Raw genomic sequence first — 18,010 nt, 5'->3', positions numbered from 1 at the left:
CCTCACACGGCATCTCGCACAGAAGGATTAGAATATGCCACTCCAGCCTCTCACCGAAGAACAGCGAGCAGCAGCCCGCAACAAGGCCAAGAAGGCCCGGGTCACCCGCGCCGAAATCAAGGACGCCGTTAAGAACAAGCAGATTACTATCGCAGAAGTTCTCAAGCGCGCCGAAACTGACGAAGCAGTCGCTAGACTGAAGGTAACCGACCTGCTCACCTCCCTGCCGGGTGTGGGTGAGGTACGGACCGAGAATATTTTGAACGAACTGAACATTGCTGCGTCCCGCCGTCTGCGTGGTCTTGGTATCCACCAGCGTAAGGCACTCATCAATCTTCTCGACCGATAAGGGTAACCATGGCTGAACAGACCGCCGCACCTAAACTGACCGTGCTAGCTGGCCCCACCGCCGTTGGCAAGGGAACCGTGTCTGCTTACATTCGTGAGCACTACCCCGAGGTGTGGTTCTCTGTCTCCGCCACCACCCGTGGTCCCCGTCCGGGCGAAGAGGACGGCGTGCACTACTACTTCGTCTCAGACGAAGAGTTTGAGTCGATGGTAGAGAACCGCCAGATGCTCGAATGGGCGACCGTGCACAACTCCTACAAGTACGGCACGATTCGCTCTATGGTGCAGAAGCAGCTGGACGCCGGTAAGCAGGTCCTGCTTGAAATTGACCTGCAGGGTGCACGTCAGGTCCGTAACGCTATGCCCGAAGCGCAGCTCATTTTCTTGGCTCCTCCCAGCTGGGATGAACTGGTATCCCGCCTCATTGGTCGAGGAACTGAGTCCCCGCAGGAGCAGGAAGCCCGTCTGGATACAGCCAAGATTGAGCTGGCTGCTGAGCCCGAGTTTGATTACACCGTCATCAACGAAACCGTGGCAGAAGCGGCTGAGGAAATCGTGCGCCTCATGGGTGCAGACCGCTCATAGCCTCTGCGCCTGCTAGGGCGGCGGTTTAGGGGAATATCACCCCTGCACCGTCGCCCTTTTGCGTGACAAAAAATCGGTTGACCGATAGTATAGGTAGAGTTTTATGCCACCGGTAGCGCCGGTGGTGAGCAAGCATAGTTAAGATGGAGTCTTACGTGGCAAACGCACACAACGATGAAGGTATCATCAATCCCAGCGCAGACGCTCTGATCCAAAAAGCTGAGTCGAAGTACGGTCTGGTGATTTTTGGTGCTCGCCGTGCTCGCCAGATTAACGCCTACTACTCACAGCTTCACGAGAACCTGTACGATCACGTTGGCCCCCTGGTAGATTCTGAGCCCAACGAGAAGTCGCTCTCTGTGGCTATGCGTGAAATCAATGAAGGCCTGATTGAGGCCCGCCATATTACCGATGGCCAGTTCGATGAAAACGGCACCCTGCTGCACGACGAAGAGCCCAGCGCCTTCCTGGCCGGTGGCGATTTCTACATCGACGAGCCCTTCGTTGAGTACGTTGACGCTGAAGACGCAGATCAGGCCTAATCTGCAGTAGCTCATGCGAGTTGTTATTGGCATTGGAGGGGGCATTGCTGCCTATAAGGCGGCAATGCTCCTTCGTCTTTTTGGAAAAGCCGGGCACGAGGTTATAGCCGTGCCCACCGAAGCTGCCCTCAAATTTGTAGGTCAGCCCACCCTTGAAGCTCTGAGCGGCAGCCCCGTATCGGTGGATGTTTTTGAGCGGGTTCCCGAGGTCAACCACGTACGCCAAGCTGAAGAGGCTGATGCTGTTATTGTTGCCCCGGCAACGGCTGACCTCATGGCCCGTTTAGCGGCTGGGCGGGCTAATGATCTGCTGACCGCTACCGTGCTGACCACTCACGCTCCGGTCATTTTAGCGCCGGCGATGCACACCCAGATGTGGGAGCACCCGGCTACCCAGGCCAACGTAGCGACCCTGAAATCCTACGGCTACTACGTCATCGAGCCTGCCGTGGGCCGTCTGACCGGCCCCGACTCCGGTGTGGGGCGCCTACCTGAACCCGAGGATATATATGCCCAGGCTCTAGCCCTTTTGGGCTGGGATCAGGACGCCGCGGGGGAGGGCCAACCGGTTGAGTCAGGTGAGCTCCCCCTAGCTGGGCAGCGCCTGCTCATTACAGCCGGCGGTACCCGTGAAGCCCTTGACCCGGTACGCTTCTTGGGCAACCGGTCCTCGGGCAAGCAGGGCATCGCCCTTGCTACTGCAGCTACCGAACTCGGCGCCCAGGTACACCTCATTGCAGCCCATGTGGAGGTCGAGATACCGGGTAACCTGCACCGGGTCACCCGGGTATCAAGTGCCCTGCAGCTGCGCGAAGCCGTGTTTGAGCACCTGGCAGCCACCGACGTCCTGATAATGACCGCAGCGGTGGCCGACTTCAGACCGGCAGAGTACGCGGATGCCAAGATTAAAAAGACGGACGACCCCGGCCAAGACCCCGTGATTAGGCTGGTGCGCAATCCCGACGTCCTCAAAGAAGCCGTGCTCTACCGTGAGGAAAACCCGCAGCGAGCACCCCACACCATCGTTGGTTTTGCCGCCGAGACCGGGGATGCTACCACCAGCCCGCTCGACTACGGCCGCGCCAAGCTGGCGCGCAAGGGCTGTGACTACCTGGCGGTGAATACCGTGAGCGAAACCCGGGGGTTTGGGGCCGATAGCAACACTATTACCCTGCTCTCAGGCCAGAATGACCGCGAGGTAACCCTCCAAGGCAGCAAGCTCGACGTCTCCCGCGTAATACTTCGTCATATAGCGCAAGAATTCAACAATCATTCACCAAGTAGCCCCACCGGGCCGAGAGAAGTACAGTAAAAACCGTGACTGAAAATAATCATCTTCGTTTATTCACCAGTGAGTCCGTGACCGAGGGCCACCCCGACAAGATTTGTGACCAGATCTCTGACTCAATCCTGGACGCCCTACTGACCGTTGATCCGCTCTCAAACGTAGCGGTTGAAACCCTGGTCACCACCGGCCAGGTGCACGTAGCGGGTGAGGTAACCACCAACGGTTACGTCGACATCCCCAGCATTGTGCGCAAGACTATCCTCAACATCGGCTATAACTCATCCACCCACGGCTTCGACGGCGAATTCTGCGGCGTATCTGTATCGATTGGCGAGCAGTCACCCGACATTAACTCGGGTGTTTACAACTCCCTCGAAGCCCGTCAGGGCACCGCAGCCGACGACCTGGACCGTCAGGGCGCAGGCGACCAGGGCATCATGTTCGGTTACGCCACCAACGAGACCGAAGTGCTCATGCCCGCCCCCATTTACGTTGCCCACCGCCTGGCCGAGCAGCTGACCAAGGTACGCAAAGACGGCACCCTGCCCAACCTGCGCCCCGACGGTAAGACCCAGGTCACCCTGGGCTACGACGAGAACTTCAAGCCCGTCATGATTGACACCGTTGTGGTATCGACCCAGCACACCGCAGACTACGACCTTGACCAGCTTGCAGCCGATATTCAGCAGCACGTGATTGAGCCGGTTCTGGCCAGCTTCGACTTTGACTCCTCTCAGGCCAAGTTCATCATCAACCCCGCAGGTCGCTTCGTTCAGGGCGGCCCCGTGGGCGATGCCGGTCTGACCGGCCGCAAGATTATTGTGGATACCTACGGTGGCATGGCCCGCCACGGCGGCGGTGCCTTCTCAGGTAAGGACCCCTCTAAGGTTGACCGTTCTGCCGCCTACGCCATGCGCTGGGTTGCCAAGAACATCGTTGCTGCCGGCCTCGCCGACCGTGCCGAGGTGCAGGTTGCCTACGCTATTGGCCAGGCTGCCCCCGTCGGTATCTACGTTGAAACCTTCGGCACCGAAAAGGTAGAAATCTTCAAGATTGAACAGGCTATCCGCGAGGTCTTCGACCTGCGCCCGCTGGCTATCATTCGCGACCTGGAGCTGCGCCGTCCTATCTACGCCAAGACCGCAGCCAACGGCCACTTCGGCCGGGAAGAGCGCGAGTTCACCTGGGAACGCACCAACCGCGTCAACGAACTCAAGGCGGCTGTAGGCCTCTAAGCTAAAATGTCTGTATGACAACGGCACCCACCCCCGAATCCCTGCAACCAGATTTGTTGCAGGGATTCGACATACCCGATGCGCACCTGGTCGGCTCCACGGCAGTCGAGGACGCCGCGGTGCAGCTGCCGATTGCCCGCGTGCACATCGACACCCACGTGCCCCACCTCGATAGGCTCTTCGACTACCGGGTGCCAGCGGCTCTTGATGAAGAGGCCCAGCCCGGGGTGCGGGTGCGGGTTAAGTTCGGGGGGAGAGAGGTCACTGGCTGGCTGCGGGAGCGGGTAGAACATTCGGACGCCCCCGCCCGCCTGGTACCCCTGCACAAGGTGATTTCACCCCTGCCTGTTGTTACCCCTGAAGTCTTTGAATTAGCTGACGCCCTAGCGGAGCGCTACGCGGGGCTAGTGCCCGATGTGCTCCGCCTGGCTGTACCCCCGCGGGTCGCTAGCGTTGAGAAAGCTTTTATAGAATCCGAGGACCCGGCTGAAGCGCCCACACCAGACTGCCCCGACCTCACCGGCTTCTCCGACTACGCCCAGGGGGCAGAGTTCTGTGAGGACCTGCTTGCCGGCCATCAGGCCCGGGCGGTGATGGCCGTGCTGCCCTCCCACCCTGAAAGGAGCTGGGAGCAGCTGCTGGCGTCCGCCCTGGTAGCTACCGCCTCCACCGGCAGGGGAGCCCTAGCCGTGGTGCCAGATCATAAGAGCCTTGACCGGCTCACAGCCGCCCTCGAAGAGCTGGTAGACGAGAGCGCCTTTGTGCGGTTGACTGCCAACGACAAGCCCACCCCCCGCTACCGCAGTTATCTGAAAGCGCAAAGCGGCCAGGTGCGTATCGTGATCGGTACTCGTTCAGCTGCCTACGCTCCCGTAGCAAACCTGGGTCTGGTTGCCTGCTGGGATGACGGGGACTCTTCCCTGGTTGAGCAGCGGGCCCCCTACTGCCAGGCCCGTGATGTTCTTCTGCTACGAGCCACCCTCGAAAAAACGGCGGCTCTCTTCATGGGGTATGCGGTCTCTAGTGAGGCTGCCCGCCTGGTTCGCACCCGCTGGGCTAGCTTCCTGGGGGCGGACAGAGCCCTGGTCAGGTCTTTTACTCCCCGGGTCATGCCCACCGGCGACGACTATCAGCTTGCCCGTGACCCCCTGGCTGCGATTGCCCGCATACCCCACCAGGCTTTCGCCGTAGCCAAGGACGCCCTCGCTACGGGGCCCGTGCTGATCCAGGTGGCCCGTGCCGGCTACATCCCCGCCCTGGCCTGCCAGCGCTGCCGCATGCCCGCCCGCTGCGATAACTGTCGCGGCCCCCTGACCCAGCCCACCGGGGGAAGTGCCCCCCAGTGCGGCTGGTGCGGCCACCTGGCCCACCACTGGCACTGTCTTGACTGCGGGTATAACCGCTGGCGTACCGGTATCGCCGGTGCCCTGCGAACCGCAGAAGAACTGGGTCGGGCATTCCCAGGCGTCCCGGTGATCACCTCCAGCGGCGAGAACATCAAAACCAGCATCGGCCCAGAACCGGCCCTGGTCATCGCCACCCCCGGCGGCGAACCGGTAGCTGAGGGCGGTTATGCAGCTGCCCTGCTGCTCGATGCCGACCGGATGCTGCAGTTCGACTCCCTTCGCGCCCCTGAAACCGCCCTTCGGCGCTGGCTCAACGCGGCAGCCCTGGTGCGCTCCTTTGCCGTGGGCGGCCGCGTCGTCACCACGGCCAGTCCCTCGGCAGCTCTTGAAGCCCTGGTGCGCTGGGACCCCATGGGCTTTGCCCTCTGGGAAATGGACGAGCGTGCCGAGATTGGCCTGCCCCCGGCCGTCCGCACCGCCGCCATTACCGGTAGTGAGCGTGCCGTGCAGGTCTTTTTGGAGGCTATTACCCTGCCCGATGAGGCCCGCGTCAACGGCCCCATGCCCCTGGCCGATTCAACCGGCTACTACGAAGGAGAGGCCGACAGCGACCTCTACCGCGCCATTATCTTCTTCCCCTACGCCGTGGGTACCAAACTCACCCACCACCTGCGCTCCACCAAGGCATCCCTAGCTGCCCTGAAAAAGAGCGAGCCCGTGCAGATACGCTGCGACGGGCTCGATATTCTCTAAGTTTGTTCGGTGACTGGGTAGCTGGGCGAGCGCCTGAGGCGGCTAGACTTCTACTGACGAAGCAGGGAAGAGGCCAGCTCCAGCAGGGTGAGGGCGCTCTGTTCCCAGGTGTAGCGGGCGGCGTCCGCAAGACCGTTCACAATGCTTCTCTGCTGGACTTGCCGGTCTTCTAGGTCGCGTACCGCCTGCGCAAAGGCAAAGGGGGAGCTGGTCTCGGCAAAGCGGGCTGAGGGTGCTATCTCCCGGAAAATCGGGATATCCGACAGCACCACGGGGCAACCCGCCGACTGGGCCTCCACCACTGGCAGCCCGTAGCCTTCTTCCCGCGAGGCGGTCAGCAGGGCGGCGGCGGTGCGGAGCAGCTGGCGGTAGTCTTCATCGCTGGTCCCCCCGTGGAATACCACGTTTTTTCCCGCAAGAGGTGCAAGTTCCTCCAGGCGCGCCGGGGATGCCTTGGAGAGTAGGTGCAGGCGGTAGTCCGGTAGGAACTTCATGGCCTGCAGCAGGGTTTCAATGTTCTTGTAGGGCATGAAGGAGCCCATGTAGATCAGGTCTTTAGTGCGCGCCGGGGCCAATTCGAGCGCCTGCTCCTGGGCCACAAAACCCTTGGCCTGGGGGGCATTCGGTATCACTGTGATGGGGTTGGTCGTCAGCTCGTGCTCCCGCATCAAAGCCGCCGTGGTCTGCGAGACCGTAGCGACGGCGTCCGCCCGGTTCAGCAGGTAGCGCTGGGGCGCGTAGGTGGTGTGGAAGGCCCGCCAGCCCAGCCGAACCGGCAGAGGGAGGAAGCCCGGCGGCGTGGGGTGGGAGTAGTAAATCAAATCGTGCAGGGTCAGGATTAGCTTGAACTGCCTGCCCAGCCCTCCCAGCCCGATGGTTTGCATGGGCGAGAAGACCACGTCGGGTAAGTAGCGGTTGAGCTGCAGGGCGGCGGTGGGTTCCAGGGCGGACGTCGGTGCACAGATCTGCACGGACGGCAGGTCGGGGAGCATCTCGAGCTGACGTTCATCGCTCACCACCATGGTGAGCTCCAGGCCTTCGGGCAGACGCCGGTCACCGGCGTCCGCTAGCTCCTTGAGGGCAAAGAGTAAGGACGCGGTGTAGCGGCTAATACCGTCGTGAAAACCGATGCGGGTATAGCGGGCATCAATAAAGAGTTTCATGCTACCTGCCCCTCCTCTAGGTCTTGGGAATGAAAGCCGGCAATCAGGGAGGCCGCCCGCAGGGGAGTCTCGTAGTGAATCAGGTGGCCGACCTCGGGAATGATATCGAGCCGCCCCCGCTGGAGCTTACGGGCCATGGCCTGCTGAAGTTCTAGGGTACCCAGATCGTCCTTTTCTGCCACAATGAGCTGGACCGGCATCGGCAGAGCCGGGGTGAAATCAGCTGCGGTGGAACTGATAGATGCCCGGTAGGCCTGTAGAACCGCCTCGCGGGAGGCAAAGGCACCGAAGTAGGCATCGTGCTGGCCGTTGATGAACCGGCGCAGGGCGGGGTCGTGATTTTTCATCATGAACTCACTGCTCAATCTGGTGACCAGGCGGGAGCGCAGCAGAGCAAAACCCAGGGAAGCAGGTAGGGCAGCTCCCGCACCATAATAGAGCTCAGCCAGGCGGCTCATCACCTTTTGGTCCCCCTCAAGGGCAGGCTGACAGATGGGGTTAATCAGGGTCAAACGCTCTACCAGATGGGGGCGCACCAGGGCAGTATAAGAGCTCACGATCGACCCAAAAGAGTGACCCACCAGGTGCACCGGGCTGCCCACAGCAGTCTCAATGAAATCAACCAACCAGGCAGCATAGGTGCTCACCGCATGCTCAGCCCCCTCAATCGGGGCAGTTTTACCAAAGCCCGGCAGATCAGGGATATAAACACAAAAATCCTTCAGGCCGGTGGCAATGATTTCGAGGCCGTGGTGATCGCCCCTAAAGCCGTGCACCAAAACCAGGGGAGTGGCGTCCGCATTTCCATACACCCACCAGCGGCTGTAGGTGCCGCCAACCCAGCCCTCGTAGCGCGTCCCGGCAGGAACCTGCTGAGGTACCGGCTCAAAAACACCGGCCGAGTGGGGGCTTGCAGACATAGTGACTCCTTCTCTCTACCCCCACCACTGTACCGCCTCACCCCCACTTCTCAGTGGGCAAACTGCCACCGGGCAAAGCAAGCCCAAGCGCGGTACACTAGGAAGCAAACTATTGACAGCTCAGATTCGTGCGCGCCCAAAAAGCGCAAGCACCACTCGACAGACAGGAAACACGGTGACTGCTGAGGTAGAACCTACCGAACAGAACGAAACCACCTGGGACTTCCGCTCCATGGAAGCCAAGTGGCAGCCCTACTGGGAAGAAACCAAGGTTTTTGAACCTACCAACGAAGAAGGCAAGGAAACCCGCTACGTAGCGGACATGTTCCCCTACCCCTCCGGCGACCTCCACATGGGCCACGCCGAAGCCTTCGCCATTGGCGACGTCACCGCCCGCTTCTGGAAGCAAAAGGGCTACGATGTGCTGCACCCCATCGGCTGGGACTCCTTCGGCCTGCCCGCAGAAAACGCAGCCATCAAGAACAACACCCACCCCAAAGAGTGGACCTACAAGAACATCGAGACCCAGGCCGGCTCTTTCAAGCGCTACGGCATTATGACCGACTGGTCCCGCCGCCTGCACACCTCTGACCCCGAATACTACAAGTGGACCCAGTGGCTCTTCCAGCAGTTCTACAAGAAGGGCCTGGCCTACCGTAAGTACTCCCAGGTCAACTGGTGCCCCAAGGACCAGACCGTGCTGGCCAACGAGCAGGTTGTCAACGGCGAGTGCGAACGCTGCCACACCCCCGTGACCAAGAAGTCTCTGAACCAGTGGTACTTTAAGATCACCGACTACGCCCAGGAACTGCTGGACGATATGAAGGAGCTGGAAGGTCACTGGCCCGACCGCGTGCTGGCTATGCAGCGCAACTGGATCGGCCGCTCCGAGGGTGCCGAGTTTACTTTTGAGGTTGAGGCTGCCGGCAACAAGCCCGCCACCACCGTAGACGTCTTCACCACCCGCCCCGATACCCTCTACGGCGCAACCTTCTTCATCGTGGCAGCCGACGCCGACCTGGCCCTCGATCTGGTAACCGACGACCAGCGGGAAGCCCTGGAAGCCTACCGCGAAGAGATCAAGGTTCTGTCGGATATCGACCGCCAGTCCACCGACCGCGAGAAGACCGGTGTCTTCCTGGGCCGTTACGCCATCAACCCCCTGACCGGCGATAAGCTGCCCCTGTGGGCCTCTGACTACGCCCTGGCCGACTACGGAACCGGCGCACTGATGGCTGTTCCCGCCCACGACCAGCGCGACCTGGACTTCGCCCGCAAGTTCGACATCCCCGTCATCACCGTTCTCGATACCGGTGAGGACGACCCGGCAGAAACCGGCGTCGCTACCACCGGCGATGGCGTGCACATCAATTCCGGCCCGCTGGATGGCCTGAACAAGGCTGACGGCATCTCAAAGGCTATTGAGATTCTTGAAGAGAAGGGTGTAGGCACCGGCAAGGTCAACTTCCGCCTGCGCGACTGGCTGCTCTCCCGCCAGCGCTTCTGGGGCTGCCCCATCCCCGTCATCCACTGTGAAGAGCACGGTGAACAGCTGGTTCCGGAAGAGCAGCTGCCCGTCCTGCTCCCCGACAACCTGGCCGGGGAAGACCTGGCACCCAAGGGTCAGTCGCCCCTGGCAGCTGCCACCGACTGGAACACCGTTCCCTGCCCCGTCTGCGGTAAGGACGCCAAGCGCGACTCAGACACCATGGACACCTTCGTGGATTCCTCCTGGTACTTCCTGCGCTACGTCTCACCGAATTACGACCAGGCTATCTTCGACCCCGAGCAGATGAAGAAGTGGAACCAGGTCGACATGTACGTCGGCGGTGTTGAGCACGCGATTCTGCACCTGCTCTACGCCCGCTTCTTCACCAAGGTCATCCGCGACCTGGGCCTGATTGAACACTCTGAGCCCTTCAAGGCTCTGATGAACCAGGGACAGGTGCTCAACCAGGGTAAGGCTATGTCCAAGTCACTGGGCAACGGTGTTGACCTGGGCCAGCAGCTCGATAAGTTCGGCGTCGATGCCGTCCGCACCGTCATGGTCTTTGCCTCCCCGCCCGAGGACGATGTCGACTGGGCCGACGTTTCCCCGGCCGGTATGCAGAAGTTCCTGGCCCGTGCCTGGCGCGTTGCCCAGGACGTCACCAGCGAGGTGGGGGCGGACGGCTCAACTGGCGACGCTACCCTGCACAAGCTGGTCCACCGCACCATTCACGACGTCGACTCCCTGGTCGAAAACGGCAAGTTTAACGTTGCCGTGGCCAAGACCATGGAGCTGGTCAACGCTACCCGTAAGGTCATTGACTCAGGTGCAGGAGCTGCCGACCCCGCCGTCCGCGAGGCTGCCGAAGCTATCGCTATCTTGCTCTCCCTCTACGCTCCCTACACCGCCGAGGACGCCTGGCACCTGCTGGGCCACGATTCCCCTGTTCTGACTGCGGGCTGGCCCGAGGTTGATCCGGCCCAGCTGGTAGACGATACCGTCACCGCGATTGTACAGGTCAAGGGTAAGGTCAAGGACCGCCTAGAGGTCTCTAAGGATATTTCTGAAGCCGACCTGGAAGCCCTAGCTCTGGGCTCTGAAGCCGTCCAGCGAGCCCTGGGCGATGCTGAGGTACGCAAGGTGATTGTACGAGCTCCCAAGCTGGTCAACATCGTTATCTAGTAGGCTCACGGTAAAATCGGGTGCTCCTTCGAGGGAAGGGGCACCCGATTTTTCTATGTTCTGAAGACTCGTTATGGGCTGTATCACCCCGAGTAGCAGGCAAGGCGGTAGAGTGGTTAGGTGCGTTCTATAGCCCTGGTCACCGATTCATCGTCCGCTCTGCCCGCCCACACCCTTGAACTGCTCAAGGCCGAGGGCGGGTTTAGTCTGGTTGAGTTGCCTGTAACTGTGGGCGACCGTGCTTTAAATGACCTACCGGCCGATCAGGTTGATGCCGCTATCGCTTTAGCCCATGTTCAGGGGGAGCAGGTGCTTACGTCCGGGGTGGCTCCGGGGGCCCTGGCGGACGCCTATGAGCATCTGGCTGCCCAGGGCTACTCTGCGATTATTTCGGTTCATTTATCGGGGGAGCTGTCGGGTACCTGCGATGCGGCCCGTTTAGCGGCGCAGCTGGTCGATGTGCCGGTGGCGGTGGTTGACTCGCTCAATCTAGCGATGGGACTGGGGGAGCCGGTACTCCGCCTGCACCGCCTCCTTGCCCGAGAGCAGGACTTAGAGCAGGCCACCGCTGTAGCCGAGGAGCTCTGTGCTTCTACCGAGCTCTTTTTCTTTATTCCTACCCTGGACGCTCTTAAACGGGGCGGACGCGTCAGCCCCGCTTTAGCTATGGTGGGCCAGATGTTTCAGATTCGGCCTGTAGCTACCGTGCTCGATGGCAAACTGCACTACGTTGAGCGCCCCCGCACTACAGCTAAGGCGATTGAACGGCTTGCAGCTTTGACCGAACAGGCCAGCTCCGAGCGGGCCGGTGAATTACCACTAGATGTGCCGCTGAAGGATAGGGAAGCAGCCAACCTGCTCAGGCGCCAGGGGCAGGTAGTTGCCATCCATTACAGCGGTAATGAGGAGCAGGCACGGGAGTTTCAGAAGGCCCTGGGGCCTATCGCTTCGGGGGCGGTGCTGACGCCCCTGCCCCCGGTGCTCTCTGCCCATGCGGGCTTAGGGGCTCTGGCAGCCGTTATTTTCTAGAGTTATGTTCAAGACGGTGCAGAGACCCTGTGGATAGGGGCCTGGCTCGCGTCATCTTGTGACTCGGGTGCACCACCTGCGAGGTTTCTGGGGCTAATTTCCGCAGACTGGTGGGAGGGGGTTTATCCACAGGTGCCGTCGGCCTTGGCCTAGCCGCTCGGAAGCTCTTAGCCTGGGGCCATGTCTCAGAACTCTAGGTACCCCGCTGATACCCTACCGTCTGTTTCGGTTGAACCTGCCGATGCCCATGCAGGTCAGCCGGGTCAGACTGATTATCTCCTGCGCAGCAGGCGCCACGGCCCTGCTCCTGCGAGCGCCTCCCGGAGCCCCCGCCATCGGGCGCTTCTTGAGCGTGCTTTGGCGTCTTCCGGTTCGGAGGCTCCCGGTCTTGGTCCGCAGGCTTCGGTGACCCGATGGCGGGTGCCTACGGGTGCTTTGGTGATTCTTGCTCTTGTCTTGGGTCTTGTTGCTCTGTGGCCTGTGGTGTTTTCTGGTGGCGGCTCGTCTGTGTCGGCGGTTCCTGTGGCTCCTTCTGGGGGTGCTGTGGTACCTGCTGATGGGGGTAGCCCGGTGCCAGGTGATGAGGCTGGTCAGGGGCTGAGCACCGGGGCGGCCGCTACTTCAGTTGCCGCTCATGGGGGAGGTGCGCCTGTGGTGGTTCATGTTGCCGGCGCGGTGCAGACTCCGGGAGTCTACGAGCTGGATTCTGGAAGCCGGGTGAACGATGCGGTTACAGCTGCCGGTGGGCTCAGGGGCGATGCTGATACATCGGCGATTAACCTGGCAGCCCCTGCTAGTGACGGGAGCCAGGTCTATATTCCGGTGCAGGGCGAGGCACCACCTAGTTCGGTGGGTGGCGCTGAGGCCGCTCATAGTTTAGCGGGTACGGGTCTCGGTACAGACCGGGGTGCGGACGCCGCCGGGCTAGTGAATATCAATACGGCAAGCGCTGAGGAACTTCAGACCCTGCCGAAGGTCGGCCCGGTGCTGGCTGCATCGATTATTAGCTGGCGGGAGCAGTACGGGGGTTTCAGCTCGGTGGATGAGCTGGACCAGGTTTCGGGCATTGGGCCAGCCACTCTTGAAGCTCTCCGCCCGCTGGTGACGGTATGAAAAGGGTTCTGGCTGTTGGTCGGAGCTGGCAGCAGGCACAGGCTGAACGGGCCGAACATCGGCGGGTGCAACCGCGTCTGACCGATGCCCGTCTTGTGGCACCTGCTGTGGGGCTCTGGTGTTTTACCGCCCTGTGGATTCTTGCCGGATCCCGGTGGGCGCTCTGGGCTGGGGCCCTGCTCGCTTGCCTTGCTCTGGGCTCCTGGTGCGGCGCCCAGCTTTTAGTTCGGAAAAGTATTGCGAAAGTGAAAGGTTCACTGGCCCATGCACCGGTCTTTGTGTCGCATACCCTGGCTCTCATCTGCCTACTCGCTGCCTTACAGACTGTTGCCCTTCAGGCCCGAGGCTACCCTCAGCAGTGGGAGCTGATGCAGGCTCTGAACGGGCAGGGAATACGAGTGACGGCTGAAGTAACTGAGGCCCGGCCTGCTCCAACGGGTGGGTATAGGTTGCAGGTAGAAACCGTGGAGATAAGGCAGGCTTCAAGGGCCTGGGCCCAGCGGGTACCGCTCAGCGTCTATACAGATAAACTTTTTATTCCGGGGAGCACTGTCAGCGCGGTGGGGGAGTTGAAGGTCAGCGGAACCTACTACCGGTTGCAGGGAGCTGTGAGCCTGCTGGAGCAACCGGCTTCTGTAGCCCCTCTCTTCGAACTTAAGAGCGGGTTGCGCGATAGGGTAGTGGACCACCTGGGCGCCGAACGGGCTGGCCTGCTCCTGGGTATGGCCTACGGCGATGATTCTTCACTGCCTGCACCGGCTCTTTCATCTTTGCGGGTGGCCGGTCTAACGCACCTGACAGCTGTTTCGGGGGCCAACATTACTCTGATTTTTGTCGTCGCCTACCGTCTGCTCTACCCGCTGTGGCCCCATCGTCCTGCCCTTATAGCAGTCGGAGTAGCCGCGTCATCGACCTACGTCGTGCTGGTAGGGCTTGACGGTTCTGTACTCAGAGCCTGGGTAATGGGGCTGCTGGGAGCTCTAGGTCTGATTCTTGGCCACGGAGCCTATCGTCTGGCTTTCCTCTCGACCTGCGTGATGGCTCTTCTTCTGGCAGCGCCACCCCTTGCCACCCACTATGGCTTTATTCTCTCGGTCGTGGCTACAGCTTCCCTCCTGATACTGGCACCGGCTATCTCGCGTCTCATCAGTAGAGCGCTGCCCCTTCTGTTTGCTGATCTGGTAGCCCTACCCTGTGCAGCTAGCCTCTGGTGCGCGCCGGTTATCCTGATACTTTCTGAGTCCATCTACCCCTATACGGTCCTAGCTAACCTTCTGGCCGCCCCTTTGGTAGCGCCCATTACCGTGCTGGGGTTACTTGCCCTCATCGGCTACGCCCTGGGGCTAGCCCAACCCCTGCTCGATGCCCTCATGAACCTCGGTGGCTTTCTTACCCAGGGGCTGCTAGCGGTTGCTGCCTGGTGCTACAAGCTACCTGCAAGCCAGCTACCTCTTGCGCTTTCACCTCTTACTCTAGGGTTGACCCTGCTGGCCGTTGTAGGTATCAGCTGGATGGTTCTCTTAGCGGACAGGTCACTCAACACCCTGCCCGCAGCTCGCTTGCCTCGACTGCTAGGGGGCAGACCGTGAACCGCAGGAGAAACAAAAGCCTGGTCGATCTTGCCCTCATAGTGCTCGTGATAGGTCTAGCGGTATTCCTGCTGCACGACCGTTGGCCGGCTGCACACCAGGCCCCTGCCCACTGGCAGTGGATTACCTGCGATGTAGGCCAAGGAGATGCTCATCTGATCCGTACCGGCCAGCGATCGGCCTACCTTCTTGATACCGGCGACGATTACTCGGCCCTCAAGTCCTGCCTCGACTGGGCCGGGGTAGACCAGCTGGAAGCTGTGCTCATAACCCACGCCCATAGCGACCACGATGGGGCACTACAACAGGTTCAAAATGACTTCGCCCAGCCGACGCTGGTGACGTCACCCCATTACAGCAGACAGGGGCAGCAGACCCCGGTCACGCAAGGAACAGCTGCCTATCGGCTTTCTACGGGCTCGGCTTTCCCCTCAGAGTCTGTTACCGCAGGGCAGCACGAGGCAGCCGGTCAACCCCTGGGCCGGGTGCTCTGGCCCCCGGCCCAGGCCCAGAGGATCCCCGGCGCAACCGGCTCCTCTAGCTGGATTAACAACACCTCCCTCGTCATCCACTGGTCCCTGCCTGCCAGGGAGACCGGCCAGAGGCCGCTGACCGTGCTCACCACGGGGGATCTTGAAGCGGACGCCGCCCACCGACTTCTTGCCGAATCGGCGGGGCAGGTGCCTGCCGACGTCCTTAAAATAGCCCACCACGGCTCGGCGGGCAGCGGAACCGACCTGATCATCGCAGCCAGCCCCTCCCTAGCCCTCATCCCTGTGGGAGCAGGCAACAGTTATGGGCACCCGCATGAGAGTATTCTCAGCTTCCTGAACCGACGTTCTATCCCCGCTGCCCGCACTGACCTTTCGGGGCATCTGGCGCTGACCACCAGTGACCGGGGGATTGAGGTGACCGCCTCGGGCTAAACCTGCACAAAAGCGCTTTATCTGACAAGATAGAAAGGCACCCAAGGAGGATACATGGCACGCACACCCCGCACCCGCTCAGCTGGTCCAGATAACGGCTGGCGATCGGTTCCGCTTGCTCCGCTCGTTTTGCTCTACGGCCCCGAAGAATACTTTGCTTCCCGGGCCACCCAGCGGCTCCGCCAGCTCTTTGAAGAGGCCCACGGCAGCTACGAACTCACCAGCCTTTCGGCCAAAGATTGCCGGGCCGGGCAGCTAGACGTCCTTGCCAGCCCCTCCCTTTTTGATGAACCCAAAATTATTGAGGTCACCCAGGTGGCCTCAATGAGCGATGCCTTCCTGCAGGACGCCCTTGCCTATGCCGCTGCGCCCCACGACTCCACCCTGATGATACTGCACCACGCAGGCGGTAACAGGGGTAAAAAGCTCATTGATACCATCAAAGCTAATAAGTCCTACCCGGTGGTCGAGTGTAAGGCTCTTAAGAATGAACGCGACCGGCTGGACTTCGTCATTTACGAGTTCCGCTCAGCCCAGCGCTCTATTGACCCGCCCGCAGCGGCAGCCCTCACGGCAGCAACCAGTGATATCTCAGAACTAGCCTCGGCTGCCCGCCAGCTTATTGCAGATGAGCCGGGTACCATCACTGTAGATACCATCGACCGTTACTTTGGCGGCCGCACCGAGGTCACCGCCTTTAAAGTAGGCGATGCTGCGGTAGCGGGCAACAGCAGGGAAGCCATTAAACTGCTCCGCCAGACAATCGATACCGGAAGCGACCCCATCCCCATCCTGGGTGCTCTGGCCGCCCGTATGCGTAACATTGCCAAAGTGCACGGGGTGCGTGGCAACTCAAACCAGCTGGCGGGCGACCTTAAGATGGCTCCCTGGCAGGTAGAAGCTGCCCAGCGGGATTCCCGCAGGTATGCGCCTGCCGACCTGGCCCGCGTCCTGGCCCTGCTGGCCGATACCGATGCCCAGCTCAAGGGCGAGAATCTTGACTCTTTCTACCCCCTAGAAAAAGCCGTTCTGGCTATTTCCCAGGCCTCCCGTACCCACTAGCGACAGGGCAAGAAAGCACAAGGCCCCGCTCCCAGGAAAGGGAGCGGGGCCTTGTGTCACTTCGCTCTTAGACGCCGGCTAGAGGGGCCGGAATATAGAACTTAGGAAAGCTTGTTGACGAGAACGGTCAGACCGGACTTCTTGTTAGCTGCGTTCTTCTTGTGCAGAACACCCTTAGAAACAGCCTTGTCCAGCTTGCGGTTCGCAACACGAAGAGCTTCAGTTGCTGCTTCAACGTTCTGAGCTTCAACTGCCTCGTTGACCTTACGGATGGAGGTCTTGAGATCTGACTTGATTGCGTTGTTGCGCAGACGAGCCTTCTCGTTGGTGAGGATGCGCTTCTTCTGGGACTTGATGTTAGCCACGATTAAAAACTTTCTGTTTTTGTCTAATTGGTCGGTGAGGGCTGCGCTGACCGGTCATCGACTGAGCGGCGTGGGGATGCCTATGGCAACCAGTCAGCAGTGCCCGATGACCATCGGACACACAAGGGTTAACTTTATCAGCTCCGCCCCAGCTTAGGGCAGAGATATAAGCAACAATTTTTCTTAGTCTACGTCAGGTTGAGTGGAGCAGGCTCGCAGCGAAGCTGCTGGCTTCGGGGCTGGCGTGAATCGCTGGTGATGAGCACCGAGATTCCGAGCGCGCGAGGAAAACAAATCTCGGCGCGAATCTGGCGAGCTTGCGAGCCAGCTAGCGAACCAGCGAGAGGGTCGGCAGCGAGCGCGAGCCTGTGTAACCCCTTGTGAGCAAGTTTCTTAGCGACGGCGGTAGGCCTCGGCGATGAAGTCGAAGGTTGCCCGGTCCATGATGGCTCCTTCACGGCGGATACCGTTCGGGTTGAGCTGGATGACACGGTTGAGTTTGACTTCGGAGTCGCGCCCTTCCTTGTCCCATACGCCTGTACCAATGTCCAGGTAGTTGGGGTCGGCGGTGCGGGAGTTGGAATGGTCCTTGCTGGTGAGCATCAGTCCCAGAAGGTAGGAACCGGAACGTCCGATGACCAGGACAGGGCGGTCCTTGCCCTGGCTGTAGTCCTCTTCGAAGGGGACCCAGGCCCAGACGACCTCGCCGGGGTCGGCGTCGCCGTCGAGAGCGGGGGAGTAGTCAAAGGCTACCGAGCCGAAGTAGTCGCCGGGGTAGCCGCCCTGTTCCCAGCTTCCGGTGGGCTGACCGGCAGGGGCCTGCTGGTTACTGCCGGAGCCGAAAGTACCAAAATTGCCGTTGCCGGCGTCCGGATGCTGCCGGGTGCGCGTGCCTGCCTGGCTCCTGCCATCAGAGGGGCGGGTACCGGTGCCCTGCTGCTTATTCTTCTGGTTCTGGTATTTGTTCCATTCCCGGTAGATGCGCTGGCCGATGTTCAGTGCCTGCTGGATGGTTCGCATGTTGATCTTCATGGTCACTACAATAATCGCTGCTCATCGGCGCGCGAGCAGACAC

Annotated in this window: 16 protein-coding genes; 12 read left to right on the top strand and 4 right to left on the bottom strand. The window is 60.9% G+C overall.

Going from position 1 to position 18,010, the window contains the following annotated elements; genetic code table 11:
* The first annotated feature begins 34 nt into the window (after positions 1-34).
* The 6 genes from mihF to ACRCJM_RS09650 all read left to right on the top strand — a co-directional run bounded on the left by mihF (position 35) and on the right by ACRCJM_RS09650 (position 6,097).
* On the top strand, positions 35-349 hold the full coding sequence (mihF, locus tag ACRCJM_RS09675; protein ID WP_237185715.1) for an integration host factor, actinobacterial type: 315 nt from the start codon (positions 35-37) through the stop codon (positions 347-349).
* Between the two features lie 8 nt (positions 350-357).
* A complete protein-coding gene (gene gmk, locus ACRCJM_RS09670; protein ID WP_431464746.1) occupies positions 358-933 on the top strand; it encodes a guanylate kinase in 576 nt (191 codons plus the stop codon).
* A 155-nt stretch (positions 934-1,088) separates the two neighbouring features.
* Positions 1,089-1,475, top strand: coding sequence for a DNA-directed RNA polymerase subunit omega (gene rpoZ / locus ACRCJM_RS09665; RefSeq protein WP_423817080.1), 387 nt, complete (start codon positions 1,089-1,091; stop codon positions 1,473-1,475).
* Between the two features lie 13 nt (positions 1,476-1,488).
* Entirely contained in the window at positions 1,489-2,787 is a 1,299-nt protein-coding gene (gene coaBC, locus ACRCJM_RS09660) for a bifunctional phosphopantothenoylcysteine decarboxylase/phosphopantothenate--cysteine ligase CoaBC (RefSeq protein ID WP_431464745.1), read from the top strand.
* 5 nt (positions 2,788-2,792) lie between these two features.
* A complete protein-coding gene (gene metK, locus ACRCJM_RS09655; protein WP_431464744.1) occupies positions 2,793-3,998 on the top strand; it encodes a methionine adenosyltransferase in 1,206 nt (401 codons plus the stop codon).
* Between the two features lie 14 nt (positions 3,999-4,012).
* Complete coding sequence (locus tag ACRCJM_RS09650; protein ID WP_431464743.1) at positions 4,013-6,097, top strand: primosomal protein N'; 2,085 nt, start codon at positions 4,013-4,015, stop codon at positions 6,095-6,097.
* 50 nt (positions 6,098-6,147) lie between these two features.
* On the opposite strand, the gene ACRCJM_RS09645 is transcribed toward ACRCJM_RS09650, so the two are convergent.
* Entirely contained in the window at positions 6,148-7,260 is a 1,113-nt protein-coding gene (locus ACRCJM_RS09645; protein ID WP_431464742.1) for a glycosyltransferase family 4 protein, read from the bottom strand.
* Complete coding sequence (locus ACRCJM_RS09640) at positions 7,257-8,180, bottom strand: alpha/beta fold hydrolase (protein ID WP_237193806.1); 924 nt, start codon at positions 8,178-8,180, stop codon at positions 7,257-7,259. Before ACRCJM_RS09640 ends, ACRCJM_RS09645 begins: the two co-directional genes overlap by 4 nt.
* A 232-nt stretch (positions 8,181-8,412) precedes the next feature.
* On the opposite strand from ACRCJM_RS09640, the gene leuS reads away from it, so the two are divergent.
* From leuS to holA, 6 genes are all read left to right on the top strand, one after another.
* Positions 8,413-10,851 carry a leucine--tRNA ligase gene (leuS, locus tag ACRCJM_RS09635; protein ID WP_431464777.1) on the top strand — a complete coding sequence of 813 codons (2,439 nt, stop codon included), beginning with the start codon at positions 8,413-8,415 and terminating at the stop codon, positions 10,849-10,851.
* 120 nt (positions 10,852-10,971) lie between these two features.
* Positions 10,972-11,880, top strand: a complete 909-nt coding sequence (locus ACRCJM_RS09630) for a DegV family protein (protein WP_431464741.1) — start codon at positions 10,972-10,974, stop codon at positions 11,878-11,880.
* 570 nt (positions 11,881-12,450) lie between these two features.
* Entirely contained in the window at positions 12,451-12,993 is a 543-nt protein-coding gene (locus tag ACRCJM_RS09625; protein ID WP_431464740.1) for a helix-hairpin-helix domain-containing protein, read from the top strand.
* Positions 12,990-14,582 (top strand): ComEC/Rec2 family competence protein, encoded by a 1,593-nt coding sequence (locus ACRCJM_RS09620; protein WP_431464739.1) that lies wholly within the window; start codon positions 12,990-12,992, stop codon positions 14,580-14,582. Before ACRCJM_RS09625 ends, ACRCJM_RS09620 begins: the two co-directional genes overlap by 4 nt.
* On the top strand, positions 14,579-15,508 hold the full coding sequence (locus ACRCJM_RS09615; RefSeq protein ID WP_431464738.1) for a ComEC/Rec2 family competence protein: 930 nt from the start codon (positions 14,579-14,581) through the stop codon (positions 15,506-15,508). The genes ACRCJM_RS09620 and ACRCJM_RS09615 overlap by 4 nt, the downstream gene beginning before the upstream one ends.
* A 54-nt stretch (positions 15,509-15,562) precedes the next feature.
* On the top strand, positions 15,563-16,570 hold the full coding sequence (holA, locus tag ACRCJM_RS09610) for a DNA polymerase III subunit delta (protein WP_431464737.1): 1,008 nt from the start codon (positions 15,563-15,565) through the stop codon (positions 16,568-16,570).
* A 101-nt stretch (positions 16,571-16,671) separates the two neighbouring features.
* On the opposite strand, the gene rpsT is transcribed toward holA, so the two are convergent.
* Both rpsT and ACRCJM_RS09600 read right to left on the bottom strand, forming a co-directional pair.
* A complete protein-coding gene (gene rpsT, locus ACRCJM_RS09605; RefSeq protein WP_185172890.1) occupies positions 16,672-16,935 on the bottom strand; it encodes a 30S ribosomal protein S20 in 264 nt (87 codons plus the stop codon).
* A 393-nt stretch (positions 16,936-17,328) separates the two neighbouring features.
* On the bottom strand, positions 17,329-17,967 hold the full coding sequence (locus ACRCJM_RS09600) for a type II toxin-antitoxin system PemK/MazF family toxin (protein ID WP_431464736.1): 639 nt from the start codon (positions 17,965-17,967) through the stop codon (positions 17,329-17,331).
* Positions 17,968-18,010 lie beyond the last annotated feature (43 nt).

The organism is Rothia sp. L_38 (assembly GCF_050689125.1).
Taxonomy (GTDB): domain Bacteria; phylum Actinomycetota; class Actinomycetes; order Actinomycetales; family Micrococcaceae; genus Rothia.
Note: the sequence above shows the minus strand (reverse complement) of the source record. Positions and strands in the feature narration are given on the sequence as shown.

What these genes read in the sequence shown, in the direction of transcription:
- holA (WP_431464737.1), top strand. Translation starts at nt 15,563, where the DNA reads ATGGCACGCACACCCCGCACCCGCTCAGCTGGTCCAGATAACGGCTGG.
- mihF (WP_237185715.1), top strand. Translation starts at nt 35, where the DNA reads ATGCCACTCCAGCCTCTCACCGAAGAACAGCGAGCAGCAGCCCGCAAC.
- ACRCJM_RS09600 (WP_431464736.1), bottom strand. Translation starts at nt 17,967, where the DNA reads ATGAAGATCAACATGCGAACCATCCAGCAGGCACTGAACATCGGCCAG.
- ACRCJM_RS09620 (WP_431464739.1), top strand. Translation starts at nt 12,990, where the DNA reads ATGAAAAGGGTTCTGGCTGTTGGTCGGAGCTGGCAGCAGGCACAGGCT.
- ACRCJM_RS09645 (WP_431464742.1), bottom strand. Translation starts at nt 7,260, where the DNA reads ATGAAACTCTTTATTGATGCCCGCTATACCCGCATCGGTTTTCACGAC.
- gmk (WP_431464746.1), top strand. Translation starts at nt 358, where the DNA reads ATGGCTGAACAGACCGCCGCACCTAAACTGACCGTGCTAGCTGGCCCC.
- ACRCJM_RS09640 (WP_237193806.1), bottom strand. Translation starts at nt 8,180, where the DNA reads ATGTCTGCAAGCCCCCACTCGGCCGGTGTTTTTGAGCCGGTACCTCAG.
- ACRCJM_RS09650 (WP_431464743.1), top strand. Translation starts at nt 4,013, where the DNA reads ATGACAACGGCACCCACCCCCGAATCCCTGCAACCAGATTTGTTGCAG.
- leuS (WP_431464777.1), top strand. Translation starts at nt 8,413, where the DNA reads ATGGAAGCCAAGTGGCAGCCCTACTGGGAAGAAACCAAGGTTTTTGAA.
- coaBC (WP_431464745.1), top strand. Translation starts at nt 1,489, where the DNA reads ATGCGAGTTGTTATTGGCATTGGAGGGGGCATTGCTGCCTATAAGGCG.